General features: G+C 68.5%; 18 protein-coding genes. 7 read left to right on the top strand and 11 right to left on the bottom strand.

All coding sequences use genetic code 11. The features are described 5' to 3' along the window. Positions 1 to 25 precede the first annotated feature (25 nt). The gene (locus VT85_RS27415) at positions 26 to 484 is read left to right on the top strand and encodes a hypothetical protein (protein ID WP_156512724.1); all 459 of its coding nucleotides are present in this window, start codon (positions 26 to 28) and stop codon (positions 482 to 484) included. Positions 485 to 617: 133 nt separating this feature from the next. Here VT85_RS27415 and VT85_RS07295 read toward each other — a convergent pair whose 3' ends face one another. Together VT85_RS07295 and VT85_RS07290 are read right to left on the bottom strand one after the other, a co-directional pair. After that, complete coding sequence (locus tag VT85_RS07295; RefSeq protein ID WP_068412678.1) at positions 618 to 2189, bottom strand: hypothetical protein; 1572 nt, start codon at positions 2187 to 2189, stop codon at positions 618 to 620. Positions 2190 to 2643: 454 nt separating this feature from the next. Then, complete coding sequence (locus VT85_RS07290; RefSeq protein WP_082858419.1) at positions 2644 to 3660, bottom strand: HEAT repeat domain-containing protein; 1017 nt, start codon at positions 3658 to 3660, stop codon at positions 2644 to 2646. Between the two features lie 488 nt (positions 3661 to 4148). Between VT85_RS07290 and VT85_RS07285 the strand changes: the two genes are divergently transcribed. Then, on the top strand, positions 4149 to 5006 hold the full coding sequence (locus tag VT85_RS07285) for a hypothetical protein (protein WP_068412676.1): 858 nt from the start codon (positions 4149 to 4151) through the stop codon (positions 5004 to 5006). On the opposite strand, the gene VT85_RS07280 is transcribed toward VT85_RS07285, so the two are convergent. Continuing rightward, the gene (locus VT85_RS07280; protein ID WP_068412674.1) at positions 4906 to 5742 is read right to left on the bottom strand and encodes an RNA polymerase sigma factor RpoD/SigA; all 837 of its coding nucleotides are present in this window, start codon (positions 5740 to 5742) and stop codon (positions 4906 to 4908) included. The two genes, VT85_RS07285 and VT85_RS07280, sit on opposite strands and share 101 nt — an antisense overlap. Positions 5743 to 6363: 621 nt before the next feature. Between VT85_RS07280 and VT85_RS07275 the strand changes: the two genes are divergently transcribed. Then, a complete protein-coding gene (locus VT85_RS07275; RefSeq protein WP_082858418.1) occupies positions 6364 to 7584 on the top strand; it encodes a DNA methyltransferase in 1221 nt (406 codons plus the stop codon). Between the two features lie 65 nt (positions 7585 to 7649). Here the strand turns inward: VT85_RS07275 and VT85_RS07270 are convergent, their stop codons facing one another. Further along, positions 7650 to 9533: a 30S ribosomal protein S1 gene (locus VT85_RS07270; RefSeq protein ID WP_068412672.1), complete on the bottom strand. Its 1884-nt coding sequence runs from the start codon at positions 9531 to 9533 to the stop codon at positions 7650 to 7652. A gap of 399 nt (positions 9534 to 9932) precedes the next feature. On the opposite strand from VT85_RS07270, the gene VT85_RS07265 reads away from it, so the two are divergent. The 3 genes from VT85_RS07265 (at position 9933) to VT85_RS07255 (ending at position 15152) form a co-directional block, all read left to right on the top strand. Next, on the top strand, positions 9933 to 10478 hold the full coding sequence (locus tag VT85_RS07265; RefSeq protein WP_082858417.1) for a DUF3568 family protein: 546 nt from the start codon (positions 9933 to 9935) through the stop codon (positions 10476 to 10478). 949 nt (positions 10479 to 11427) lie between these two features. Beyond that, the gene (locus tag VT85_RS07260) at positions 11428 to 13992 is read left to right on the top strand and encodes a heavy metal translocating P-type ATPase (protein WP_068412667.1); all 2565 of its coding nucleotides are present in this window, start codon (positions 11428 to 11430) and stop codon (positions 13990 to 13992) included. A gap of 65 nt (positions 13993 to 14057) precedes the next feature. Further along, positions 14058 to 15152, top strand: coding sequence for a heparan-alpha-glucosaminide N-acetyltransferase domain-containing protein (locus VT85_RS07255; protein ID WP_068412665.1), 1095 nt, complete (start codon positions 14058 to 14060; stop codon positions 15150 to 15152). A 350-nt stretch (positions 15153 to 15502) separates the two neighbouring features. Here the strand turns inward: VT85_RS07255 and VT85_RS07250 are convergent, their stop codons facing one another. From VT85_RS07250 to VT85_RS07235, 4 genes are all read right to left on the bottom strand, one after another. Next, on the bottom strand, positions 15503 to 18478 hold the full coding sequence (locus VT85_RS07250) for a zinc-dependent metalloprotease (RefSeq protein ID WP_068412662.1): 2976 nt from the start codon (positions 18476 to 18478) through the stop codon (positions 15503 to 15505). 261 nt (positions 18479 to 18739) lie between these two features. Then, positions 18740 to 19945: a rhomboid family intramembrane serine protease gene (locus tag VT85_RS07245; RefSeq protein WP_068412659.1), complete on the bottom strand. Its 1206-nt coding sequence runs from the start codon at positions 19943 to 19945 to the stop codon at positions 18740 to 18742. Between the two features lie 22 nt (positions 19946 to 19967). Then, positions 19968 to 20678, bottom strand: coding sequence for a CAAX prenyl protease-related protein (locus VT85_RS07240; protein WP_082858416.1), 711 nt, complete (start codon positions 20676 to 20678; stop codon positions 19968 to 19970). A 16-nt stretch (positions 20679 to 20694) separates the two neighbouring features. Continuing rightward, positions 20695 to 21351, bottom strand: a complete 657-nt coding sequence (locus VT85_RS07235) for an HAD family hydrolase (protein WP_068412656.1) — start codon at positions 21349 to 21351, stop codon at positions 20695 to 20697. Positions 21352 to 21562: 211 nt separating this feature from the next. Here VT85_RS07235 and VT85_RS07230 point away from each other — a divergent pair, with 211 nt between their 5' ends. Continuing rightward, a complete protein-coding gene (locus VT85_RS07230) occupies positions 21563 to 22516 on the top strand; it encodes an aldo/keto reductase (protein WP_068412653.1) in 954 nt (317 codons plus the stop codon). Positions 22517 to 22748: 232 nt separating this feature from the next. On the opposite strand, the gene VT85_RS07225 is transcribed toward VT85_RS07230, so the two are convergent. From VT85_RS07225 to dcuC, 3 genes are all read right to left on the bottom strand, one after another. Continuing rightward, entirely contained in the window at positions 22749 to 23930 is a 1182-nt protein-coding gene (locus tag VT85_RS07225; protein WP_068412650.1) for a hypothetical protein, read from the bottom strand. A gap of 159 nt (positions 23931 to 24089) precedes the next feature. Continuing rightward, complete coding sequence (locus VT85_RS07220; RefSeq protein WP_068412647.1) at positions 24090 to 24587, bottom strand: YajQ family cyclic di-GMP-binding protein; 498 nt, start codon at positions 24585 to 24587, stop codon at positions 24090 to 24092. A 110-nt stretch (positions 24588 to 24697) separates the two neighbouring features. Further along, positions 24698 to 25999, bottom strand: coding sequence for a C4-dicarboxylate transporter DcuC (gene dcuC, locus VT85_RS07215; protein ID WP_068412645.1), 1302 nt, complete (start codon positions 25997 to 25999; stop codon positions 24698 to 24700). Positions 26000 to 26682: the final 683 nt, after the last annotated feature.

The following is a 26682-nucleotide window of genomic DNA, read 5'->3' as shown; positions in this document are numbered from 1 at the left end:
CGACCGCTTGAAGAAGGTCCCTCCCATGAAAACCCCCGTTCGCGGTTCTCGAGGACGTTGGCGGAGCACCCTTCGCGTCGCCGGCCTCGTCGGACTCGGTTGGCTGCCGCTCGGCTGCGGCTGGTGGTCGGACGAGATACCCAGCCTGGTCTGGGGCCAGGTTGTCGCAAGGGGGAAGCCGCTCACCCAGGGAACCGTCATCCTCATGCCCCTCGCCGAGGACACGACGACCTGGGGCATCGGCGCGCTGGATTCCACCGGCCGATTCGAACTCATCTCGTCGAGGTTCGACATCCCGATCCAGCCCGGCCGCTACGCCGTCTACATTCGTCCGCCGATCTACACCGATCCCGAGACGATGAAGATCATGCCGCCTCCCGGCTACGCCGTCCCGCCGAGGTTCCTCGACCCCGAGAGCACGGACATCACGATCGACCTCAAGGCCGCCGAGCCGACCCGGCTCGACCTCACGCTCCAGGATTGAGCCCCGCCGCGTGGGGCTCGATCCCCCGGAAAAGGACGAGGGGCGGCGCCGTTCCCACGGATGGGAGGGCGCCGCCCCTCGTCGAATCCTCCGGCCCGCGACGGTTCGGCGTCGCGGGCCGGGATGGTTTCGCTCAGTAGCAGGTCAGGCAGGTGGGGACCACGACGGGGACCGTCGTGTACTGCTGGACGGCCACGGTCCGGGGGACGTAACGGGCGACCACGCGGTTCGTCGTGACCGGGACCTGCTCGGCCACGGTCACCGGGACCTGGCGGCTGGCCGTCTCGGCGACCATGCGGGTCTGCGTCACCGGGACGTTTTCCACCCGCTCCTCGGCGACGTAGCTGCATGTGGTCACCGGGATCGTGTCGACCCGCTCCTCGGCGACGTAGCGGCAGGTCTGGACCTCGTAGGGCTCAACCCGCTCCTCGGCGACGTAGCTGCAGGTGGTCACCGGGATCGTCTCGGAACGCTCCTCGGCCACCATCTCGCAGGTGCGCACCTCGTAGGGCTCGACCCGCTCTTCATTGACGTAGCTGCAGGTCTGGACCTCGTAGGGCTCGACCCGCTCCTCGGCGACGTAGCGGCAGGTCTGGACCTCGTAGGGCTCGACCCGCTCCTCGGCGACGTAGCGGCAGGTGGTCACCGGGGTCGACTCGACGCGTTCCTCGGCGACGTACCGGCAGCGAGTGACGGGCACCTGGCGGACCATGGTCTCGCGGACGTAGGTCGTTTCGGAGACGTCGCGGGTGACGGGACGCGAGACGAAGACCCGCTGGCTGACCGTCCGGGGCGGGCACTGCACCGCGACCGTCGCGGTCACCTTCTTCTTGTGGAGGCAGCCGAACAGGCCCCGAGGACGCTCGTAGCCGCAGGGCTCGCACACTGGCGCCGGAACGCGGACCTGCCGCTCGACCACGGGGCCGGGGATGGTCGTGTACTGCCGCTCGAAGTAGCCGGTTTCCACGACCTCCTGGCGAACCGTGGTGACGGGACGGCAGACCGTGTAAGGCTGATCGACCATGACCGTCTCGGTCACGGGCTTCATCACCGTATAACGCCGTTCCTGATTGACGGTCTGATACACGGGCTTGGTGACGGTGTAACGGCGCTCGCGACGCTCGGTCTGATACACCGGCTTCATGACCGAGTAGCGCCGCTCCATCTTCTGGGTCTGATAGACCGGCTTGGCGACGGTGTAGCGCCGCTCGAGCTGCTGGGTGCGGACCACCGGCTTCATGACCGTGTACTTGCGTTCCTGGTTCACGGTCTGGTACACGGGCTTGGTGACGGTGTACCGGCGCTCGCGACGCTCGGTCTGATACACGGGCTTCATGACCGTGTATTTGCGCTCCTGATTGACGGTTTGATACACGGGCTTGGACACCGTGTATTTGCGCTGGACGTACGAGGTCTCGACGACCGGCCGCATGACGGTGTAGTTCTCCGTCTGCAAGGCCGTGCGATACCGCGTCTCCATGAGGGTGACGGGCTGGTTTTCATAGACGGTCTCATAAACCGTCTGATAGACGGTCTGCACCTGGGGGGCCAGGGCGACCACGCTCAACTGGGTTGCGACGACGGGAGCGGGGGCGCACGAGTGGCAAGCCCCACCTCCGTAGGTGGCCCACGCCGGCGAGGCGAACCCGGTGAGCAGGGCCGCGGCGGCGCCGGCGAGACGCACGGCTTTCAAGGACGTCAACATGCGGAACTCCTCGGCGGATCCTCGGGCTTCCACCTCGCCGCCGGACCGTTGCGGACCGGCGGCCAGCCCCGAGGGAGTCGCTGTCTCGTCCCTGAGATAGCCCTCCCGACAAAAATTCTTTCCGGCCTCTCGAAAACTCCCTCAAGAGACCGACCGACTCATGCCGAAATCAATACGTTCGAGGCTCACTGCGGGCCCCACGAAGTCGAGTATAACACCGGCCGATTTCGCGACTTTAGGAATTGGCGGGAATTCCCGGCGGCCTTCGTCCTTCTCTAGCGATCGCAACGCCTGAGCCGGAAGGATGGGTCGCTCTCATCGGGGAAGTGGAGCAAGCCGCATGCCGACGGGGCGATGCGGCCGGTCGCCCTCCCCATCTGCACTGTACGCAGAATCCTTGCGAAGGGTGCGGAGATTTGCGCCTAACTCTCAAGTATTGCGCGGTTTGTAAAATTTACAGGCGGGGGCTTGCTTGTAGTTTTTGCAAGACTTCCGCAGCCCTTATGCGGACGGCCGCCGAGCCCGATCGCGTGAGGGCTTCCACCTCGGGCTGGAGTCGATGGAAGGGATCGATCGTGGCCGCCGCGATGATCGCTTCGAGAGCCTGGAGCTGGATCGTCTCGACGAGTCGGGACGAGTCCGGTTCGTCGGGCGTTTCGAGGGGCCGTTCCAGTTCGGTCGTCGCGAGCATCTCGCGGAGGGGGGCCGTCGCGGCGGGGTCGCCCCGCCTCGCCAGCGCGACCGCGGCGTTATAGCGGACGAAGCGGTCGGCGTCGCTCTCGACCCGAACTTTCAGGGCGTCCGACGCGGCCTCGCCGGCGCAGAAGCCCAGCCCGAAGACGGCGAGACGTCGAAGTTCGGGCGAGTCCGGGGCCGCCGCCGCCCCGGCCAGCGCGGCGACCGCGCGAGCGTCGTCGAACCGGCCATCCAGCCTGGCGGCGTGCCGGGCCAGGCTCGCCGCGGCGGCCAGACGGATCGGAATCCCGAACCGGGCGTCGAGCGCGGTGGAGAGCGTCGCCAGGGGATCGACGGCGCGGCCGTCGGCGAGCCTCGCGTCGAGGGACTGGAACGTCCCCAGCGCCAACGTCAGGTAGCGGGCCAGTTCCGGGTCCTCCGCGCCGGCGAGCTCGGCGTCGAGCATCTCCGTCAGTTCGCCCAGCAGCCTCGGGTCGCTCGCCAGCGCGGGATCGTTCCCGAGCAGCGTCGCCAGCTCGTAGGCCGACCGCCAGCTCCCGGAGCCGGAACGAATCTCCCGGACGTAATCGAGCGCATCCCGTCCGCCGCCCGCGAGTTTGCCGAACAGCAGCCAGACCGCGACCACCGCCACCACCACCGCGGCGGGGATCAGGAACAGCTGCACGACGAAGCTCGCCGAGGGAAGCTCGACCGGCGGAAGGTCCGGCAGCTCACGAGGGGAGTCGGAGGCGGGCGTCCGCGCGCCCTGTTCGTCGGGCGGGATTGGAGAGGTCATGGTGATCGTCGCCGCGGGATCGTCCGCGACGCCGCCTCGCTGGTTGGAAGTCGTCGGGGGGAAGGCGACGGCGGTCCGCCACGCCTCCCCCGAGTGTAGGGGCCGGGGGCGTGGGCGAGCAAGCGCGAGCCGTCGCGATCGAGGGCCGCGGCCGTCAGGCGTGGCGAGGAGGCTCGTCGCGATCGCGACGGTCGGGACGCTTGCGGCGGATTTCGGGGTTGACGGACGCGGCGCTCCCGGTTTTAATCCTCGGCGTCGCGGACCATGAGGACGCCGCTCGCGCGGTCGCCCCCAGAGCTTCGACGGACGGAAGCTCGGATGCACACCTTCGACCTGACACCTTCGTTTCCGAACCGGGTCCCGACGACCCTCTTCGGCTCGTCCTCCGCGCCCCGGGCGCGGCGGAAAGTCTAAGAGATCAGCATGATGCCGATCACCAGGAGGTCAGGTCGCGCTCGCGGGATGCGAGCGTACGAGGGAACGTCGCCATGCACCGGATGCGAAACGACATCAAACGATTGGTCATTCCCGCTCTCGTGCTCGTCTTGAGCAGCCTCGGCTCCCCTTCGCGCGGCGAGCTGATCCGTCCCCACGGCTTCCGAGCCTACCCCAACATCGCGGGCGAGATGGCCGGGGAGCAGACGTACGAGTACGACGCGCTGTCGCAGACCGGGGTTTTCCGGGTCACCAACGCGCCCCACGTCATCACGCTCGGGCCGACCGGGCGTCAGATGATCAACGTCATGCCCGACGTCGAGGGGACGCTCAACGAGACCCTGAATCTCACGCTCGACCGCGAGGGCCGGCTCGTCGATCAGGACGACAACAATTTCGAGCTGCGCGGTTCGGTCACGATCGGCGGCCAGGTCTACGAGGGCCTGCTGCTCACCGGTCGGCCCACGGCCTTCGGGGCGCAGACCCTCGGCGAGAAGGCGGGGGGAGGGGCGGGGATCTTCGATCTCAGCCTGAAGGTGACCGGCGGCAAGCTGGCCAAGGCGTTCGGCCCGGAGGCGTACTTCCGGATCACGCCCCAGGTGGGGGGCACGTTCCAGGGGACCTTCGCCGAGAACTTCTCCGGCGACCGCCCCCTGACGAGCCTGCGGGCCTCCCGGTCGGATAGCGCCCCCATCCCGGTGCCCGAGCCCACCCTCCTGCTCTTCATGGCGACCGTCGGCGGAGGCTGCATCGCCGCCCGCTCCGTTCGTCGTCGCCGGTTCCGCCGTCGGCAGGCCCTCGCCGCCTCGCTCAGTCGGCCTGCATCTGCGCCGACAGCTTGCCTAGCGCCTCGTTCTCGATCTGCCGGACCCGCTCCCTCGTCAGCCCGAGGGACTCGCCGATCTCCTTGAGCGTCTTCGGCTCCTCGTCGTTGAGGCCGAATCGCATGCGGAGGACCGTGGCCTCGCGCTTGTCCATCTCATCCAGGCGATCCATCACCATGCGGAGGTTGTCGGCCTCGACCATCTCGACGTCGGGGGCGCGAGTGCGCTCGTCCATCAGCATCTCGCCCAGGCTCCAGCCGTTCTCGGGCTGGTCGGTCTGGGGGACGAGGTTGTAGACCTTGATCGCCTTCTTGACGATCGCCAGCTTCTTCTTGGGGAGCTTCAGGGTCTTGGCGATCTCCTCGACCGTCGCCGCCCGCCCCAGGGTCTCTTGCAGCTCGGCCGAGGTCCGCCGCCACTTGAAGAGCAACTCGACCATGTAGGCCGGGATGCGGATCGGCTTCGCCGTATTCACCAGCGCCCGTTTGATGGATTGCTTGATCCAGTAGCTGGCGTAGGTGCTGAACCGCGTCCCCACGGCCGGGTCGAACCCCTCGACGGCGCGGAGCAGCCCGAGGTTCCCTTCCTCGATCAGGTCCTGGAGCGCGAGGCCCTTGCCGACGTAGCCCCGGGCGATATTGACCACCAGGCGGAGGTTCGCTCGAACCATCCGATCCCGAGCCTGGTCGTCCCCGTCCGCGATCCGATAGGCGAGTTGCTTTTCCTCGTCCGCGGTCAACAGGGCCACTTCATTGATCTCCCGGAGATAAGTCTCCAGGGGGCTCTGCACCGTATCACGGCGATGTCGTCGAATCCGGGCCATGAAGATCCTCGTTGTATCGGTCGTCAGCAGGTCCGCTCGCGTCCCCCGATTCGGGGCACGCGATACGAAGCCGGGACGGTGGGCCCAAGGGAGGACGCAGACCGGGACCCAACGCCCCGCGTCGACGCGACGATTCGAATTCGAAACACCCCGCCAGCATCGAGGGAGAGTCTCCCCCCCGCGACCAGGCGGCGTCGGCGGGCGATCCCCGACGCACCGTCGTCTCGCGACGGCCGACGCCAGGTCCGACCCCGAGTTCGCGGCGAGGCCAGGCACCCGGGCGGAAACCCCTCCAGATCAGGGCCTCCTCCCGCTCGCGCTCCGCATCCCGCCTCACGCCCTTGCGACTCCGCCATTCGCGGCTTGACAATCGAAATATCGGATGTTCGGCGGTTGGATGATAAGCTGAGAGAGGATTGGAAAACTAGGATAATTTGGAAATGTGTGGGGCATGGGGGTTTGAGGGTCTGGTTAGAAGGCATGGTATAGCTCGGATGTCGCGGGTTTGCCGGTTAGGCAAGCCTTGCCAGCTTTATTAAGAATAGAGATGTGCTTCGTCCGGGGTCAAGATGAATGCAAGGCAAGTTGAGTTCGTGTACGGGTGCGAGACCTGGGTGCTGCATGAATGCGTTTGATTCGCCCTCGGTCCTCCTGGGCGACTGCCTGGCGCACTTGAAGGGGATGGCGTCGGGGGTCGTCGGGCTGGCCTACCTGGACCCCCCCTTCCAGACCGGGCGGGTCCATCGGCTGTCCGCGAGGGATCGCGTGACGGCCTACGAGTTCGACGACGTCTGGGAATCGCCACAGGCCTACGAGTCGTTCCTGCTCGCGAGGCTTGTGGAGGTCCGGCGGGTGCTGACCGAGACCGGATCGCTCTTCTTCCACTGCGGTCGCGACGCCGGCCACGTCGCTCGGGGGTTGCTGGACCGGGTGTTCGGCCCGGAGCGGTTCCGCTCCGAGATCATCTGGCACTACCGGCGCTGGTCGAGCGGCGCGTCGTCGCTGCTCCCCGCGCACCAGACGATCCACTACTACACGAAAACCGATTCTTACGTGTTCAACCCGATCTGGGAGGCGTATTCGCCGGCGACGAACGTCGACCAGCTCCTCCAGCGCCGCCGCCGCGACGCCTCGCAGAAGGCGATCTATGATCGCGACGAGGAGGGCCGTCCGGTCCCTTCCGGCCCGAAGCGCGGGGTGCCGCTGGGCGACGTCTGGGACCTCCCCTACCTGAACCCGAAGGCCCGCGAGCGGACGGGCTATCCGACCCAGAAGCCGCTCGCCTTGCTCGAAAGGATCATCGCGCTGGCGAGCCGTCCGGGCGATCTGGTGCTCGATCCGTTCTGCGGCAGCGGGACGACGCTGGTCGCCGCCGCGGCGCTGGGGCGGCGGGCGATCGGCATCGACCGCTCGGAGCCGGCCGTGGAGTTGGCGAGGGCGCGGCTGGAACGCCCGGTGCGGAGCCGTTCACGCCTGCTGGAGCGCGGTCGCGAGGCGTACCGGACGGCCGACCCGGTGAGCCTCGCGCTCCTGGCCGGGCTGGACTGCGCGCCGGTCCAGCGGAACGGAGGGATTGACGCGATCCTCAAGGAACCTCACGACGGCCTCCCCGTCGCGGTGCGGGTGCAGCGCCCGGGGGAGACGGCGGCGGAGGCCGCGGCCAAGCTCCGTCGCGCCGGGGCGTCGAAGCGGGCGTCGCGGCTCATCCTCGTGGTTCGCGAGCCGACCGAGCCCGGCGCGGCGTTCGAGGGAGTCGAACTGATCGAGTCGCCGGCCGCCGCGATCACGCGTCGGCTGGGGGGCGGCCTCGGCGATCCGGGGCCGGATTCGCCCGGCGCATGAAAAACGCCGCCCCGGGATGGTCCCGGGGCGGCGTTCGTGAGATGGCGGTTCGAGGCGAGCCTCGGTCAGCCTTCGGTTTCGGCTTCAGCTTCGGTCTCAGGCTCGGCTTCGGCTTCAGCCTCGGGTTCGGCTGCGGCCTCGGGCTCGGGCTCGGGCGTGGGCTCGGGTTCGGCCGGCGTGGTGCCGCCCATGCTGAAGAGGGGGCCGCCGCCGCCGAGGCCGCCCTTGAGTTCCTTGTTCTCCTTGGACTCCTTCGGAGCCGTCGTGGAGAGTTCGCCGCCCTCGGAGGTGGCTTCGCCTTCCTCATCCTCGCGGCCCGACCAGTGGGCCTTCTTGCGGGAGAGGCCGATCTTGCGCTCGCCGCGGTCGACCCGGAGGATCTTGACCTCGATCTCGTCGCCGACCTTGACCACCTCTTCGGGGCTGTCGACCTTGTGGTCGGCCAGCTCGGAGATGTGGAGCAGGCCTTCGAGGCCCGGCTCAAGCTCGACGAAGACGCCGAAGTTGGTGAGCTTCGTGACCTTGCCCTTGACGACGTCGTTGGGCTCGTAGCGGCCGGGGATGTCGGTCTCCCACGGGTCTTCCTTGAGCTGCTTGAGACCCAGGGCGATTCGCTTGCGGTCCTGGTCGACGTTGAGCACCTGGCAGCTGATCCGCTGGCCCTTCTCGAGCACCTCGTTGGGGTGGCCGATCTTGCGGGTCCAGCTCATGTCGGAGATGTGCAGGAGGCCGTCGATGCCCTCCTCGATCTCGATGAACGCGCCGTAGTTGGTGAGGTTCCGGACGGTGCCCTCGACCATCGTGCCCGGCGGGTACTTGTTGGCGACCTGGTCCCAGGGGTTGACCTGGGTCTGCTTCATGCCGAGCGAGATCTCCTGCTTGTCCTTGTTGATGCCAAGGACGACGACCTCGATCTTGTCGCCGGTGTTGACCAGCTCGCTCGGGTGGTTGATCCGCTTGGTCCAGCTCATCTCGGAGATGTGGACCAGGCCCTCGATGCCCTCTTCCAGCTTGACGAAGGCGCCGTAGGACATGACGTTGACCACCTCGCCGACGACGCGGGTGGTGACCGGGTACTTGTCGGCGACGTTCTCCCAGGGGCTCGCGCTCTTCTGCTTGAGGCCCAGGGCGATCTTCTCGCGTTCCTTGTCGACGTGGAGGACCATCACCTCGATCTGGTCGTCGATCTTGAGCATGTCGCTGGGATGGTTGATGCGGCCCCAGCTCATGTCGGTGATGTGCAGCAGGCCGTCGATGCCGCCGAGGTCGACGAACGCGCCGAAGTCGGCGATGTTCTTGACCGTCCCCTTGCGGATCTGGCGCTCGGCGATCTCCTCGAGCAGGGCCTTCTTCTGCTGCTCGCGGGTGATCTCGATCAGCTTGCGGCGGCTGACCACGATGTTGCGGCGGGACTCGTCGATCTTCAAGATCATGCACTCGATCTCTTGATCGATGAAGTCGGCGATGTCGGACGGGCGGCGGATGTCGACCTGGCTGGCGGGCAGGAAGACGTTGACGCCGATGTCGACCAGCAGGCCGCCCTTGATCTTGCGGGTGACCTTCCCCTTGACCACGTCGCCTTCGTGGTACTTGGAGATGACCATTTCCCAGGCCCGCATCCGGTGGGCCTTCTTGCGCGACAGGACGATCTCGCCGGTCTCGTCCTCCATGCCTTCGAGCAGGACCTCGACCTCGTCGCCGGGGACCGGCGCGGGCTCGTCCTCCCACTCGTTGAGCGAGACCAGACCCTCGGACTTGTATCCCACGTCGACGACGACCTGATCGCCGACGATCTCGATGACCTTGCCCGAGACGATCCCGCCGATCTCGAAGTTCTGGCCTTCGCCCAGGAAGTCGTCGAGGGTCTTCGAGCCGTCCTCCGCCGTGATCACGGCGGCCAGTTCGTCCTCGTTGACGTCGAATTCACGAAGGAGGTTGCGATCTACCATATGTTCGATTCGTGGATGTCTTCCGCCGGAAGCCAAGCCGCGGCCGTGGCGGACTCGCCGGCATGCGTCCCCCCGCGCGGCGGCCCGAAGGCCGATCGGCGAGGTCCCGCGGAGACCTGGCGAAAGCTGAAAAACAAAAACCACCCCGATACGCGCGGGATGGAGGGACTCTGACGAATCCTATCAGCTAAGGTGGGGCGATGACAACCTCATTCGGCCCGCCGCTTGCAAACACGCCGCGCCGCCCCCCCCGAGATCGTCCCGCCGTCGAGAGGACGGGGTTGACCGCCCCCTCGGCCCGCGATAGCGTGCCGCCGATTCGGAAGGCGCCCGGCCCTCGCCCGTGCTTCGCGGAAGGCCGTCGGACGCCCTGGGCATTCGCGCCGAGGTGATTCACGGATGAGACGCCGAGCGACGAGACGGGCCTCCCTGGCGGCCGTGCTGCTGGTCACGGCCGGATGCGCCGTGACATCGCCTCGGATCGCGCCCCCGATGGGGGTGTCGACGGACGCGGGGGCGGACTTCGCCTATTCCGCCGGGCAAGGCGCGCGAAGCTTCGCCGCCCCCCAGTCGGCGGTCGGCCCGGCGGCCGCCGAGGCCCTCGCCGACCTCGGCCTGCGCGACCTTCGCCCGACCCGCGACGGGACCGTCCTCCGATACGAGGCCGTCACCACCGATGATCGCTCGGCCTCCGTCACGATCCGGTCCCTCGGACGGACGTCGCACGCCGTCGTCAGGGTCGGCTGGTTCGGCGACCAGGCGCTCTCCCGCGCCATCCTGGAACGGGTCGCCGTCCGGCTGGGCCACAGCGCCCCCGAACCCATCCCCGACGCCCCGCCCAGCACTCCCGCCTCCAACCCCTTCTTCTCCCGAAGCGCCGTCCCCGACTCGGTGATGCTCCGCGACCAGGCCGACGCCGCGTACACCGACCGCGTCATCCCCTGATCCAGGCGATCGGACGGCCCCGGCTGCGACGAAAAATAAAGCCGACCTCCCCCGGCGGGTGCAGGTCGGGCGGTCACGTCTTCGAAACGCGCTCGCCGCCGAAAACCGGCGGCGAATGCGATTTATGCTTATTAAAGCTTGTCGTTGGCCCACGGCGGTCCGGTCCGATGGTCACATCCTTGTGATATCGGGGTCCGGACCGTGTGGCCGAACGTGAGCGGACGCCTCCGGCGGGGCCGACGGAGTCCACTCAAGGGGAAGGCCGAACCAGACGCGCGCATCCGTGCCGCCCGGAATCGAACCTTGAACTTTGGGGGGGTGAGGCCGTAGCGTCGGGAAGCGACGTACGGTCGACCGGCATGAAGGGATGAAATAATGACTAACTGGCACTGCGGCATGACGTTTTGTTGATGAATTTCGTCGTCATGTCGCGAACGAACGTCAAAATACGATCAATCTGCGTGCGAGTCAACCCTCCCTATGATTTTTCTTCATGCGGCCGGCTCCGTGTTTCGGGCCCTCCCGAGACCCTGGCGGAGCCAGTGTAAGGCCCTTCGGCGTCCTGGGCCGATCTCTCCGCCGCGAGCCCCGGACGTCACGTCGCGCGAACAAGGCGTGCGGCCGTGATTCGAACCGGAAAGGCATGGCGATGACGGAACGGCCCTTGAGACGGTGGCCGCCGGACGCGAGGTCACGGTCGATCGAGGCGATAGTAAACGTCTTGCCAAACTAGACGGCGGGCGCGGCCGGTTTCCCAGATTGGTTTAATTGTGCTGATCCTCTCATGAAACGCCCTGTTCGCGCTTTGACGAGAGCATGAAACCCGTCTAATGAGCGTCGACGGAGAGGCGGCCTTGCGGGTCGCTCTATAATGCTCCGGTGCGAGGCGCCTCGCTCGGCGGTTCGCCGGCCTGGCGCAAGCTCGATGTCTTGAGTGCGAGGATCAGCCATGGCGGTCGCGACCGAGGTTTGGGATGTTCCGGTCCGGGGAATGACCTGCGGGCATTGCGTCCGATCGGTGACGAAGGCGCTGGAATCGACGCCCGGCGTCGTCTCGGCCGTCGTCGACCTGGCGGGCGCCAACGCGGAGGTCGTCGTCGATCCGGTCGTCGCGAGCCGCTCGGCGGTCGCCCGGGCGATTCGAGACGCCGGCTACACGACCGACGACGGGGACGATCCCGGCGAGGCCGTCCCCCCTCCCCCGGTCTTGCTGACGATCGGCGGCCTCGCGGCGAAGCCGGCGGAGGATTCGACCCCTCCTCCCACGACCGAACCGGCCGTCTCCCCGGGGCCCGCACAGGAGGAATGGGACCTGGCGATCGGCGGCATGCACTGCGCGAGTTGCGTCGCGAGGGTCGAGAAGGCGTTGAAGGAGGTGCCCGGCGTCGAGGATGCGCGGGTCAATCTGGCGACGGAACGCGCGGCGGTGGTCGTCGTTCCCGATCGGGTGGCGATCGAGGATCTGGCCCGCGCCGCCGCCGACGCCGGGTACTCGGCCCGACGGGACGACCTGATGTTCGGGGCCCGCGCCGCCGCGCAGCTCCGCGAGGAGCGGGCCGCGAGCGTCGCCATGTGGCGGAACCGGCTGGTCGTGGGCGTCGTCGCGACGGTCCCCCTGGTGGCTCTCGGGATCGGCTCGATGGTCGTTCCGTCGTGGAGCCACGCCGCCTGGGTCGGGTGGTCGATGTGCGGCCTGGCGGCGTTCCTCCAGGTCGCGCTGGGGGGGCCGTACATCAGGGGCGCGTGGCGGAGGCTCCTCCAGGGCTCCGCCAACATGGACACGCTGATCGCCCTGGGGACTTCCACGGCGTTCCTGTACAGCCTGTATCACCTGCTGGTGGGGCATCTCCATCAGGCCCATTTCTTCATGGACGCGGGCTTGATCCTGACCCTGATCACGCTGGGCAAGTTCCTGGAGGTCCGCGCCAAGGGGAACGCCGGCGCGGCCGTCGAGCGGCTGCTGGACCTGTCCCCGCGGACGGCGAATCGTCTGGACGAGGCCGGCGGGGTCGTCGAGGTGCCCCTCGCCGACCTGGTGCGAGGCGACCGGGTCCGGGTCCAGCCGGGCGAAACGGTCCCGGTCGACGGCGACGTCCTCGAAGGGGAGTCCGAGATCGACGAGTCGATGCTCACCGGCGAGTCGGTCCCGGTCGCGAAGAAGCCGGGCGACCGCGTCACCGGCGCGACGATGAACGGCGACGGATCGCTGGTGATCGAGGTCAAGCGGCTGGGCAAGGAGAGCGCGCTGGAGCAGATCGTCCGCCTGGTCCTGGCGGCGCAGGGGTCGAAGGCGGGGGTGCAGCGGCTGGCGGACCGGGTCTCGTCGATCTTCGTGCCGGCGGTGCTGGTGGTCGCCCTGGCGACCTTCCTGGGCTGGGGGCTCGCCACCGCCGACTGGAGCCGGGCGGTGCTGAACGCGGCGGCGGTGCTGATCATCGCCTGCCCGTGCGCCCTGGGGTTGGCGACGCCGATGGCCGTCGCCGTGGCGACCGGCCGGGGCGCCCGCGCGGGGCTGTTCATCCGGGAGGCGTCGGCCCTGGAGAACATGGACCGGATCGGCGTGATCGTCTTCGACAAGACGGGCACGCTGACCGAAGGCCGTCCGAGTCTCGTCCAGGCCCGCGCCCTCCCCGGCTGGGACGAGCCAGAACTCGTCGCCCTGATCGCGGCGGCCGAGTCGTCGAGCGAGCATCCCCTGGCGCGGGCCTTCGCCGGGAAGGGGGACGACCGGGCCGCGACGGAGTTCCGGGCGATCCGGGGGCGCGGCGTCTCGGCGACCGTCGACGGCCGCAAGGTCCTCGTGGGCTCGCGGGCGCTGCTGGCCGACCAGGGGGTCGAACTCGGCCCCCTGGACCCGATCGCCGACGCCTGGGAAGGCGAGGCCCTGACCGTCCTCTGCGCGGCGGTCGACGGCCGTCCGGCGGGGGCGGCGGCCCTGGCGGATCGCCTCAAGCCGCACGCCCGCGAGGTCGTCTCCGGGATTCGCGAGCGGGGGGGCGACGTCGTCCTGTTGACCGGCGACAACCCGGCGACGGCCCGCGCCGTGGGGGCCGAACTGGGGCTGCCGCCCGATCGGGTGATCGCCGGGGTCCTCCCGGACGCCAAGGCCGCGAAGATCGAAGCGCTCCGGAGCGAGTTGAACGGGAAGAAAGTGGCGATGGTGGGCGACGGCCTCAACGACGCCCCCGCGCTGGCGGCGGCGGACGTCGGGATCGCGCTGGGGACGGGGGCCGACCTGGCCAAGGCGGCAGCCGACGTGGTGATCGCCTCGGGGGATCTCCAGGCCGTCCCTCGGGCGCTCGTCCTGGGGCGGGAAACGCTCCGGGCAATCCGTCAGAACTTGTTCTGGGCCTTCGCGTACAATACGCTGGGGATCCCCCTGGCGGCCCTCGGCCTCTTCGGGCGGCATGGACCCATGATCGCGGCGCTGGCGATGTCGCTCAGCTCGGTCACGGTCGTCGCCCGATCAGGCTGGCTCGCCAGGCTCGACCTCGACGAGTCGACCGCGACTTGAGGTCGGACGTCGTCGCTCCACCGGTCGAACTCGAACGAAACGAAAAAGAAGGGAACGGACGCCGGATGAGCGACGAGCCGAAGGTCTCGCCCGGGCGCATCGCCTCCCTCGACCAGTTCCGGGGCTACACGGTCGCCGGGATGCTGTTCGTCAACTTCGTCGGCGGCCTGGCCGCCTCCCACGCGGTCCTCCGGCATCACAATACGTATTGCAGCTATGCCGATACGATCATGCCGCAGTTCTTCTTCGCGGTGGGGTTCTCGTACCGGCTGACCTTCCTCCGCCGGCTGGCGACGCTGGGCCGCCGCGCGGCGTCGACGGCCGTGATCCGGCGGGCCTTGGGGCTGATCCTGGTGGGGTTCGTACTCTACCACCTGGATGGCGGCGTCAAGACCTGGGAGGAGCTGCGTTCGCTGGGCTTCTCGGGTTTCCTGGCGACGGCGTTCCGGCGCGAACTCTGCCAGACGCTCGTGCAGATCGCGCTGACGTCGGTCTGGATCCTGCCGGTCGTGGCGGCCTCGGCGCGGGGGCGAGCCTTGTATCTCGTCGGCGGGGCGATCTTGCACCTGGTCCTGTCGTCGTGGTTCTACCTGGACTTCGCCATGAAGACCCCGGTGATCGACGGCGGCTGGCTGGGGATCTTGAGCTGGGCGATCCCCATGCTGGCCGGGACGTTCGCCTATGATGCGATCGCCGCCCGAGACGCCGTCGGCCGTCCCCGGGCGTCGGCCGTCCCCGCCCTGCTGGGCTGGGGGGCGGTGATGATGCTGGCCGGTTACGGGCTGTCGTCGATGGCGGGACTCGCTCCGCCGCCGTTCACGCCGCCGGCCGAAGGGTATGTCGTCGACCTCTGGACGATGAGCCAGCGCACCGGGAGCGTGTCCTACATGACCTTCGCGGCCGGCTTCTCGCTGGTCGTCTACGCCCTGTTCGTCGTCGTCTGCGACGCCTGGGGATGGTCGGTGGGCCTGTTCCGCACCTTCGGGACCAACGCCCTGGCGGCCTACGTGCTCCACGGCATGGTCGCCCAGGCCGTCCGCCCCTACCTTCCGCGCGACGCCCCGCTCTGGTACGCCGCCCTGGGGACGCTCGTGTATTTCGTGATCTGCTGGGGCCTGATCCGCTACCTGGAGAAGAACCGGATCTTCCTCAAGCTGTGAGCGGGGAGACGCGATCCGGCCGATGGCTTCCGTGCTCAATCGAGCGGTCTTCCGCCCCCTCGCGGGGGAAGACAGACCCCGCAGGGGTCAGATGAGGGGGAAAACGAGCGCGCCAGCCGTCGGAATTCGCAGTCCGGCCGACCATAACGCCGTCGGTCTTCGTGCTGGTCTTCCCTCTCATCCGGCCCTGCGGGCCACCTTCCCCCGCGAGGGGGGAAGGACGTTATTAGGATTCCGACGGCGCTCGGAATCGTCCGCCGTCAACGAAAGCGGGACCGCTCGGCCGCCGGATGAGGGCGTGCGGAGCGGTCCCGAAGGGGTTCCGGCTTCAGGAGCGAGGTCCGGCCTGATCAAAGGTCGCGGGTGTCGATCCGAGCTTCGAGGATCTTGGCGATCTTCTCCTTGCTCTCTTCCAGGTGGGCCCGGGAGGTGTCGTCGAGCTGGGTGCCCTTGGCGTCGAGTTCCTTGGTGATCCTGGCGGCGATCTCCTTGAGGTGGAGTCGGGCCAGGGAGCGGGCGTCGGCGGGGACGGAGCTGTTGCCGCGGCCGTAGAGGACGACGAAGGTGGGGCCTTCCGCGCCTCCCCCGCCCTGGCCGACGACCAGGAGGCCCAGCCGCCGCAGGTGCTCGCGCTGGAGGTTCCGGCGGACGGTGGAGAGGGCCGGCTTGGGGTCCTTCTCGTCCTGGGTCGGCAGCTTGTCCAGGTCGGCCCAGACGCCGTCGGTGAGGGCGCGGAAGACCTCGTCGATGCGGAGCGGCGACGAGCCGGGGTTGGACTGGAGTTCCTGGTTCTGGAGCCTGGAGAGCGTGGACCCGCCGAGGCAGTGCCCCAGCACGATGCGCTGGATGCCCAGGATCCGCTCATAGACCGAGATGTCGGCGTTGGGGCCGGAGAACAGGCCCTCGTTGCCCCAATGCATCCAGCGCTCGTTGCCGAGCCGCCGCATGACGGAGGGCGAGAACGTGAACGGCTTGTCGGTCAGGATGTTCTCGGCCAGGAACTTCAGGCACTCGCGCTGCTTCTCGCCCGGGATCGGGTCGATGGGGTCGCGGGCGTCCTTGTCGGCCTTGTGGTCGCGCGAGATCGACTGGCCGGCGACGTACTGCGAGGCGAGGGTCGCCGCGTTGCCCCACTGGTTGAGCAGGACGCTGAACGCCCGCCGCATCCGGGACCAGGACTCGCCGTCCTTCACGACTCGCGAATCGAGGTCCTTGAGCAACTCGCTGGCCAGCTCGATCCGGTCCTTGGCGAACTGGCAGGGGTCGGAGCCCAGGTCCCAGCGGTTGACGTAGGGGTCGTCGTTGAGGACGACGTCCTCGTCGGTGGCGTAGGTCAGGTCCTTCTCCGGGGCCCGCGAGGCGATCTTCTTGAGCTCGGCCGCCTCGTCGCCGTCGACCTGCTTGTAGCCGTACTCGATCGCCCAGTAGTCATAGGGGCCGATGGTCGTCGAGTAGTAGTCCCCCTGCTTCTTCCCCCGAGGGGCGAGGTTCACCGGGTTGTAGTCCATGACGCTCCCCCCCAGGCCCTTCTCGCGGGTGACGGCCGTGTCGTTGAGCTGGTCGGCGGTGAGCATGGTGCTGGACTTGAAGTTGTGGCGGAGGCCCAGCGAGTGGCCGACCTCGTGCATCACGACGTCCTTGATCGCCTGGCTGAGGAACTCCTCGGGGAGTTCGTCCTTGATCTCGGGCTTCTTCTTCTCCTCGGGCTTGGCGTCTTCCTTCTTCTCGCCCGGCTTGGCGGCGTCGGCGGCCGGGGTGGTCGGCGCCTGGGGGCCGGAAAGGGAGATGGCGGCCAGGCTGAGGTCCTGGGTGAAGCCCTGGTGGCGCTGGCAGAAGCCCTGCGCGTTGCGGGCGAGGTTCCGGGCGAACTGCCACTTGAGCAGGCTCTGGTCGGCCGGGATCAGCTCGGGGACCATCTGGCCGGGAAGGCGATGGAGCGGGTCGAAGCCCGGCATGGACGACGCCTGGGGGACGCCGTAGCCCATCTTCGAGGCCAGGATCGGGCTGACGACCTCGCCGAGGGCCAGGGGCGTGACCTGGGCCTCGCCGCCGGCGGTCGTCGCGTTGCCGACCAGCAGGGCGTACTCCTGCTTCCAGTGGCGGATCCAGCTGGCGTCGAAGATGACGTCGCCGTCGATGATCTCGCCGGTCAGGGGGTTGGCCCGCACGCACGACATGGCCGAGCCCGACTCGCTGGCGACCCAGCGGAAGGTGCAGTAGTTCGTGTCCTCGGGGTCGAAGTCGTCACGCCCGGACTCCTGCCAACGGACGGCCAACGCATTCTTGAAGCCGATCTTCTCGAACGCCTTGTTCCATTCGAGGATCCCCTCCTCCACGTACGGCCGGTACTCCAGGGGGACGTTGTCCTCGACGTACCAGACGATCTGCTTCTTGGGGGGGGAGAGCTTGGCCTTCGGGTCCGACTTCTCCAGTCGCCAGCGGTAGATCGAGCGGACGAAGTTGCCGTCCTGGCTGTCGCTGCCGAAGTCCTTCGCCGCCGCGAGGAAGTAGCCCACGCGGTCGTCGGCCGGGCGGCTGCGGAAGCCGGCGTCCGGCGTCTTCATGATGCTGTAGTGGACCACCACCGTCAGCCCGCGCGGATCGGCGACCCCGCCGTCGCCCCGGCCGAAGTTGCCCCGCCCGGTATAGGTCGTTTCGAGCTGCAATTCCACGTTGTTCGGGAACCCCTTGACCTTCTGCCAGGTGCTCCGCGAACGGTCGATCGAACCCAGGCCGAGCTGGGCGAAGTCGGTCATGAAGATGTCCGACAGGTTGATCAGCGGCGCTCCGCCTCGCATCGGGTTGAGCGTGACGATCGGCAGGGCCATGAGGATCGAGTCGGTGTAGTTCTGCTTCACCGCCTTGTCGATCGGCGTCCCGGCCGGGGCCTTGTAATGGATGTTGCGGCGCACGACCTGGATCCGGTCGCCGACCCGCTTGAAGATCAGGACGAGGTCGTCGTCGCCCACCGGCATGCCGGCGTTCGCCATCCCCTTCGCGATCGTGACCGGCACGAGCAGCGTCTGGTTGAACTGGTCCGGGCGGATCTCGGCGTAGAGGTTGTCGCCGGTCTTGTACAGGGTGAACAGGCCGTCGATCTTCTCGGCGTCCTTGGTCACCTCGTTGAAGTCGCGAAAGTTCCCCTGGGGGCCCGGCCGGGCCCCGCCGGAGCCCTGCGCGGCCCTGGCGGCGGCGATCGCCTCGCCCACGTCGAGCTTCGCGCCGTCCTGGACTGGGAGGCTCGCCGGCGACTCCTGCGCCTTCGCAGCCGGCAACGCCGCAAGCGCCAGGGACGCCAGGACCCCGAAACGACCGATGCGCGTCATGAAGCGCTCCTCGAAGGTGGATGCGGACTCGGGAAGTGTCGCAAGAGGTCGCCCAGGGCGACCGTCGGAGGGGGAGCTCGCCGCGGGAGAAGCCGTCGAAGCGGAAGAATCGCCTCGCCTTTCCCAGGGTGTGCGACCCTTTCATCCTGCCTAACGGCTTCGGGGATTGCAAGGTCGACAGGCGGCGCTCAGGCGTGCGGGTGCCGTCTTCAAGGAGATTGGCGATTGGGTAGGTGGCGACGGTCTCGAGGGCGATGGCGGTCAGAGAGGCTGGACTGCATCGTCCAGCTCCAGGACTCCTTCCTCGCGGAGTTGCTCGGCCAGGGTCACCAGCTTGCGGCGAGCGTCGACGAGGTTTCCGGGGAGGTCGGATTCGGGGAGCCGTTCGATGGTCCGGAGCCCGGCGACGGGGCGTTCCAGGCGTCGGATCAGCACCTCGGCCAACTTCAGGCGGATCTTCGGCGAGGGGAGGTTGGACTCGTCCAGGTAGGCCTGCATCACCCCGGCGGCCTCCTCCCAGGCCTGCGCCGCGACCAGGGCCTTGATGAGATCGACCCGTTCGGGGTCCGGGGGCCGCCAGCCCCGCAGCCGCCGGCGGGTCGTCCGGTAGAAGCTCAGGGCCGCCTCGGTCTCCTCGGCGTCGAGGTGGCCCCGGAGCGTCCGGAGCGCGACGACGTCCGGGGCCTCGCCGGCCTGCTTCGCCTTCTTCGCCTTGGCGAGCTTCTTCTGGGCCTTCTCGACGAACGAGCGATGCGGCTTCCGCTTGGTGGGTCGGTGCATCGTCCCGGTCCGGCCGTGCTTCATGCGAGAGAGCAGATCCCAGCCCTCGCAATCGACCAGGTCCAGCTTGAGCAGCGCGAGCCCCAGGAGCACGCCCCCGAGCGCCCCGAAGCTGTGCCCGAGCCCGCCGACCCAGGCCACCCCCGCGATCGACAGCGTGCTCACCTTCACCACGTCCCAGACGATGTAGAAGGCCGCGAACCAGAGGATCGGGATCTCCGGCTGGAAGACCAGCATCCGCATGAACCCGCCGAGGATCACCAGGCAGTACAGGTCGTTCCTCGGCGCCCAGATCAGGCAGAGCGCCATCAGGCCGAAGATGGCGCCGGACGCTCCCATCGCATGGCCGACCTCCTCGCGAGACACGAGCGCCTGGATCAACGCCCCCGGGAAGATCCCCAGGATCAGGTAGGCGGCCAGGAATCCGATCGCGCCCAGCTTCCCCTCGACGATGATCCCGAACGCCCAGAGGAAGAGCAGGTTCCCCAGCAGGTGGCCGATCCCCTGGTGGATGAAGATGTGGGTCGCCCATTGCACCGGATGCAGGCCGTCCCCCAGCGCCAGCTGCCATTCCGTGTGCCGGTGTCCCGGATCGATCGCGAAGACCAGGACGCACGCGACCATCACCCCGACCGTGGCGATCGGCCGGTGGTAGATCGGGGCGTCGGTCCCCCAGGGGATGATCATGCGGCCCCTCCCAGGGCGAGGCTCACCAGAACTTCCACGACCTGGTGGCGATCACATAGATCCCCAACGCCAGGTTCGCGACGACGTGGCTGATCACGCAGGCCGAGATCGAGTGCGAGTAGGCCAGCAGCCCCGCCCAGATCAGGCCGGTCAGGAGCGCGGGGAGCCATTCGGGATGCGCCAGCGCGAACGCCCCGGAGCTGATCAGGGCCGCGGTCCAGGTCACCCGGCCGATGGGGACCTTCCAGAACTCCTGGTCGATCAGCCAGCGGATCAGGAACGACCGCCAGAACAGCTCTTCGAACACCGGGACCAGCAGCACCAGGCCCGCCAGCCGCACGGCGACGAACGCCATCCTCCCCGCCGGGCTCAGGACCTCGGGATCGAAGGCCTGCCTCGCCCCTCCCATGAACGGCAGGTCGGGATAGCGGCCGTCCAGGCCGATCCAGAGCGCGAACACCACCAATCCGACCGCCGTCGCCAGCACGACGTCAAGGATCCGGGGCGCGGGCCGGAGGTCGCTCCAGGTCGAGCGGAAGTACCACATGATCGCCGCCACGACCGCCGCCTTCGCCGCGTAAGCCGCCGGATACCAGCCGGGGCTCGGGAGGTAGCCCTCCAGGCTCGAAAGGGCGACGTACGCGAACATCGGGGCGATGTAGGGCAGGAAGTCTCGAGTCACCGTGGGGAGGGCGTCGAACGTCTGGGGGGGGCTCTCGACGGGGGCGGACATCGGCGTTCTCCTTGGGTCAGGAGCCCAGCCGCGCCAGCAGCGCGGGGGCGTCCAGGCGGGGGACGATCAGGTCGGCCAGGCCGAGCCCCTCGGCGACGCTGTGCGTGTGGGGCACGGCCACCACGAAGGCCCCGGCGGCGCGCGCCGCGGCGACGCCCGCCGGGCTGTCTTCCAGAACCATAAGGCTTTCGGGCGCCACGCCGAACCCTTCGGCCGCCTTCAGGTAGATTTCCGGCTCCGGCTTGCCCCGCTCCACGTCTTCCGAGCCCAGGACGAACGCGAACCGATCCCGCAGCCCGTGCCCGGCCAGCAGCCGTTCGGCGTGGGCCCGTCGCGACGACGTGGCGACCGCCTTGGGGAGCCTCCGATTTTCGAGCCGATCCAGCAGGGCCAGCAGCCCCGGCGTCGGCGCGGCGTCGGTGTCCAGCACCGCGAGGTATCGCTCGCGGACGTCGGCGAGCAGTTCCGCCGGGTCGGCGTCGATCCCGCTCATCGTCTGGAGGACGTGGCCGGCCTCGACGGCCCGGCGGCCGATCATCGCCGCCATCATCTCGGCCGTGAACCGGCCCCCCCGGGCCTCCAGGGTCTCGCACGCGACCCGGAAGAACAGGGCCTCCGTGTCGAACATCAGCCCGTCCAGGTCGAACGCCACGGCGTCAATCGTCGCTTGCATCGTTCTCTGCGGTCCCCGGCCTCGGTTGCGTCCCCGCCCCATCCTGTGGCGGGCGTCTCGACGAGCTTACCGTTTCGCCGTGCGTTTCGCATCCGGGACGGCTCCCGGTCCCCAAACGGCGGTCGCGGTTTGCCTGCCCGCTAAAATGTCGGCGAAGCGCGGCGAAATGTCGAAGCTGCGTCGCGGAACACCTCGAACAGGGAGATGGACGATGGAAAGGCGCAAGGTCGGCGGCTCGGAGTTGGAAGTCGTCCCGCTCGCGCTGGGCGGGAACGTGTTCGGCTGGACGATCGACGAGGCGGCCTCCTTCCGGGTGCTCGACGGCTTCGTCGCCGCCGGGTTGAACTTCATCGACACGGCCGACGTCTACTCGCGATGGGCCCCCGGCAATCGGGGGGGCGAGTCCGAGACGATCCTGGGCAAGTGGTTCAAGGCGAGCGGCAAGCGAGACCAGGTCGTCCTGGCGACCAAGGTCGGCATGGACATGGGCGACGGCAAGGTCGGCCTGAGCAAGTCCTACATCCTCCGCGCCGCGGAAGACTCGCTCAGGCGGCTCCAGACCGACCGCATCGACCTCTACCAGACCCACAAGGACCAGGACCCCGAGACGCCCCAGCAGGAGACGCTGGAAGCGTACGACCAGCTCATCAAGGAGGGCAAGGTCCGTGTGATCGGAGCCTCGAACTTCACCGCCGAGAGGCTGGCCGAGGCCCTCAAAATCGCCGCCGATACCGGCCTCCCGCGCTACCAGTGCCTCCAACCGCACTACAACCTGGTGGAGCGGGCGGACTTCGAGGCCGAGCTGGGTCCCTTCTGCCTCAAGGAGAACATCGGCGTCATCCCGTATTACTCGCTGGCAAGCGGCTTCCTCACCGGCAAGTATCGCCGCGAGGACGACCTGTCGAAGAGCCCCGCGCGGAGCACCAACGTCAAGAAATACCTCAACGATCGCGGCTTCCGCGTCCTCGACGCGCTCGACCAGGTGGCGTCCGGCCTGAAGGCCAAGCCCGCGAGCGTCGCCCTGGCCTGGCTGCTCGCCCGCCCCGGCGTGACCGCCCCGATCGCCGGCGCCAACAGCGTCGAACAGCTCGACGATCTCGTCCAGGCCCTCTCGATCAAGCTCGACGCCGAGGCGATGAAGCTCCTCGACGACGCCAGCGCCTGATTCCTGGGACCTGACGACGGTTTGAGCCCTCATCCGGTCTATCGGGCGATCTTCCCCCGCGAGCCGGGAGGGCGTTCGGTCGGTCTTCGAAATGAGCGACACGAGGGGGAAAAGGATGTCGCCGCCCGCTTTCGCGTTCGGCTTCCCCCCTCGTGGCTCGATCGGACGGCGACGGCCCCGGGTCGCGAAGGCTGACGACTCCGCGGGCCGTTGCGTTCGATTGGTTCGTGGATCAGGCGGCGGCGGTCAGCCAGCGCTTGATGCGGTCGACTTCCGCGGCCCAGGATGCGGCCGTCTTGCGGTCGCGGTAGGCGGCGAACAGCAGGTCCAGCGTCTCGGCGAAGTGGCGGAGGCCGTCGATCCGCTCGCACTTGGCCTCGTACGGGGCCAGGCGGTCTTCGGGCTTCGGGAGCAAGGCGCCGGTGACGGCGAGGCTCTCGGCCTGGATGGTGAACTCATACTGGGCGCCGTGGCGGACGACGATCAGGCCCGCCTTGCGCGGCAGCTTGCCAGACTGGAGGGCGCGGAAGGCCTCCGGGAGCCGGGTCGGGGCGTCGTCGGTGAGGCTGTCGCGGCCGGTCTCGCCGCGAGGGCAGTCCAGCATCAGCGTCTTGGCGAGCATCACGGCGACTTCGGTGCCGTCGGCCAGCGGGATGGTGTCGCTCTCGTTCTGGAGCTGGTGCCAGAGCCAGACCAGGAACTCGTTACCGAGGTGGTCGAGCATGTTCGGGGCCTTCTCGGCCCAGGCGACGGTGGAGAGCTGGTCGCCGCTGTCGCCGCCGTACAGGTTCAGCGAGTTCGTCCCCAGTCGCTCGGCCGTGCGGTCGGACTCCTCGATCGTGTCCGGGCTCCCCATCGCCAACGCCCCGGCGGTGATCGGCTCCAGGGGGCGCTCGAACGTCTCGCGGAACAGGGCCGTGGCCCGCTCGACGACGTTCGAGCTGGTCGAGCCGACGTAGAGGATCCCCTGACGGCCGTCCCAAAGGATCGGATAATGGTTGCAGCGGCGGAATCGGCCGTCGGCGGCCTCGGACTCGGCGCGGGCCTTCGCGGCCTCCTTCGCCTCGGTCTTCTGGGCCTTCGTGGGCGTCCCGCTGGGGTTCATCGCCGCCCGGGCGTCCAGCTCGATCTGGGTGTAGGCGCGGAGCAGCGTGCCGGGGATCTTGTCGGTGTCGACGCGGATCGCGGCGTGGAGCGAGTCGTTGATCAGGTTCTTGTCCAGCTCGAATCGGACGTCGAGGACGTGGCTCCCCCCCGCCCAGCCGGTGGTCACGCCGTCGGCCGGCTCCGCCGCGCTGTGGTGGCCGATCCGATGGCTCTCCAGCACCGCCAGCGTCTCCTCGGAGAACGGCAGCGGGGACGGGCCGCCCACGCGGAACCGGGTGAAAGTCATTCGTCCGTTCAGGAAGCCCATCCGTCATCCTCCTCGATAGTCCGTCCGGGCGGCCTCTCGCCGATCCGCGAGCCCGGATCACAGCCAGGTCTCTATCAGATCGGCGTCGGGAGGATGTCGCTTCACCCCGTACCCGCCGGTCGGGCCTTCGACCCTGCCGGCGCGGTGCGGTCGAGAGGGTCAGGTGAAATTGACGAACTGGAGAGGATATTCCGGTCCGTTCTCCTTCAGGTGGGCGATGACCGCCTGGAGGTCGTCCACTTTCTTGCCCGTGATCCGGACCTTGTCGTCCATAATCTGGGCCTGGACCTTGATCTTCATCTGCTTGACCTCCTTGACGATCTTGCGGGCGTCGTCCGACTCGATCCCGGAATGGATCGTCATCGTCTCGCGCACCGAGTCGTGCGAGGCCTCCTCCAGCTTGCCGCGGACCACGGCGTTCACCGGAACCCCGCGCTTCGCCATCTTCTCCTTGAGGACCTGGAGGACCGTCTCGAGCTGTCCCTTGTGATCGCCGGTGAGCGTCAGGGTGTTGTCCTTCTTGTTGTACTCGATCGCCGCCTTGGTCCCCTTGAAGTCGTAGCGCACGGTGCACTCGTGCTGGGCCTGCGTGACGGCGTTGTGCATCTCAACCTGGTTGATCTCGCTGACCACGTCGAACGAATGGTTGTCGGCCACGGCTGGACGGGCTCCCCTCGGGCTGGCGTTTCGGGATCGGGCACCACGGGCGTGCGTAAGCCTTTACGGATACCAATCCCCGACGCCGGCGACAAGTCGATCGCCTCGCGTCAGAAGAGACGGAGGACGCTGACGACGATCATGACCGCCATCCCGACCAGGAGCGGCGGGACGACCCGGCGTATCAAATTCGTCGCCGACTCGCCCGACAACCGGACGCACATGGCCACGACGGCCGCCGCCGGGCTCATCGTCCGGCCGAAGTGCGCGCCCAGCGACGCAAGCGTCCCGATCCGGACCGGGTCGAGCCCCAGGTGCTCGGCCGCCGGCACGAAAAACTCCATGATCGCCACCGCCGGCGCGATCCCGCTCCCCGAGATCACCCCCAGGCTCCACGGGATGACCACCGAGGCCATCGGCGCGAGCGCCGGCTGATCGCCCAGCAGCCGCACCAGGACCTGGATCAGCCCGCTCCGCCGCACACCCTCCGCGAAGGTCGACGCTGCCACGATCAGCGAGATGACGTGCGTATAGGCGTAGCCCGCCCCCTCGAAGAACTCCGGAGCGAGCCGCGAACCGGTCTTCGGCACGGCCGCCCACGCCAGGAGCACGCCCACGAGCATCGCCGTCAGGATCTTCGACGGCCCCGCGAACTCGACCAGCGGCGAACTCGGCCCCATCGCCCCGTCCATGAACAGGATCGCCAATGGCGCGATCGGGATCATCGCCTTGAACGGGTTGACCCGCATCTGCCCGAGACCATCCTCGGCCTCGACGTCCGCTTCCGACTCCGACCGCGCCCGCCGCGCGGCCAGGATCCAGAAGGTGAGCAAGGCCGAGCCGCAGGCCGCGAAATTGAGCGGGGCCTGTCGCGAGACGACCTCGTGCCCGGCGATCCCGGTCAGCTCGGAGAGCTTCCGCATCTCGACCGCGCCGGGGTTGAACAGCTCGCCCCCCATCGAGGCCCCCATCAGGAGCACCGCGCCGGCGGTCGCCGCGTCGAGCCCCCCCGCCCGGAGCAGCGGGATCAGGATCGGCCCCAGCACGGCCGCCGTCCCCGCCTGGCTGACGATCGTCGTGTTGACGAGATAGCCCGCCGCGATTCCCCCCGGAACCAGCAGCGCAGGGGCTCGACGGAGCGGGCGGAGCAGGAGCCGGACCATCTCGCCGTCGCACCCCGTCATCCGGAGGACGTACGCGAACCCCATCGCCGAGCCGATCGGCACGATGGTCGCCGCGTTCGACATCTCGGCGGCCACCTTCCGCATCATCTCCACCATCCCCGGCCCGCCGGCCGCCGCGAACAGCGGCAACGCCCCCAGCAAGAGCACGAGGCGCACGTCGACCCGGCGCGCGGTGAGCAACACGACCGCGAGCAGGTCGACGACGGCGAGCCACGCGAGGATTGTCATGAACGTTCTCGGAAGCGCAAGCGGAAGATTCCACGACCGCCCCGATCTTGCGGGCCGATCGCCCCCCGCACAAGGCCCCCGCGGAGTTTCGCACGGCGACGGTCGCTCCCGACGCGATCAGACCTTCTCCCCTGACGATGCCCCGCCGGAAACACCCGGCGTCGCTCGGCCCGCCCGACCCGTGGCCCCGCCGGCCCGGCCGGGCGTCGACGGCGTGCGAGGGGCGTTAGGGCCCGGCCCCGGATCCCGGCGGCCTCCTCAACTCGAAAGGCCTCTGGCTTCCGTGCGAGGAAAGTCTTCCCCCCTCGCGGGGGAAGACAGACCGCGAAGCGGTCAGATGAGGGGGTGACGGGCCGGGAAGCCGTCGGGGTTCGCGACCCAGACTCAGTTTACGCCGACGGTCTTCGTGCTCGACAACCGTCTTCCCCCCTCGCGGAGTAAGCCAGACGCCGAAGGCGTCAGATGAGAGGGAAGACCGGCACGGGAGCCGTCAGATTCCGCAGGTCGGCCGCTTGAAACGCCGACGGTCTTGGTGTTCGTCCCCCCCTCATCCGGCCCTTCGGGCCACCTTCCCCCGCCAGGGGGGAAGGGCTTGATGACGGGGACGGCGGGCAGGGGCGCCGTCGGGATTCGCAGACCGGCCGCCTGAACCGCCGGCGGTTTCCGTTCTCGTCCTCCCCCTT

Origin of the sequence: Planctomyces sp. SH-PL62 (assembly GCF_001610895.1) — a bacterium.
Taxonomy (GTDB): domain Bacteria; phylum Planctomycetota; class Planctomycetia; order Isosphaerales; family Isosphaeraceae; genus Paludisphaera.
Note: the sequence above shows the minus strand (reverse complement) of the source record. Positions and strands in the feature narration are given on the sequence as shown.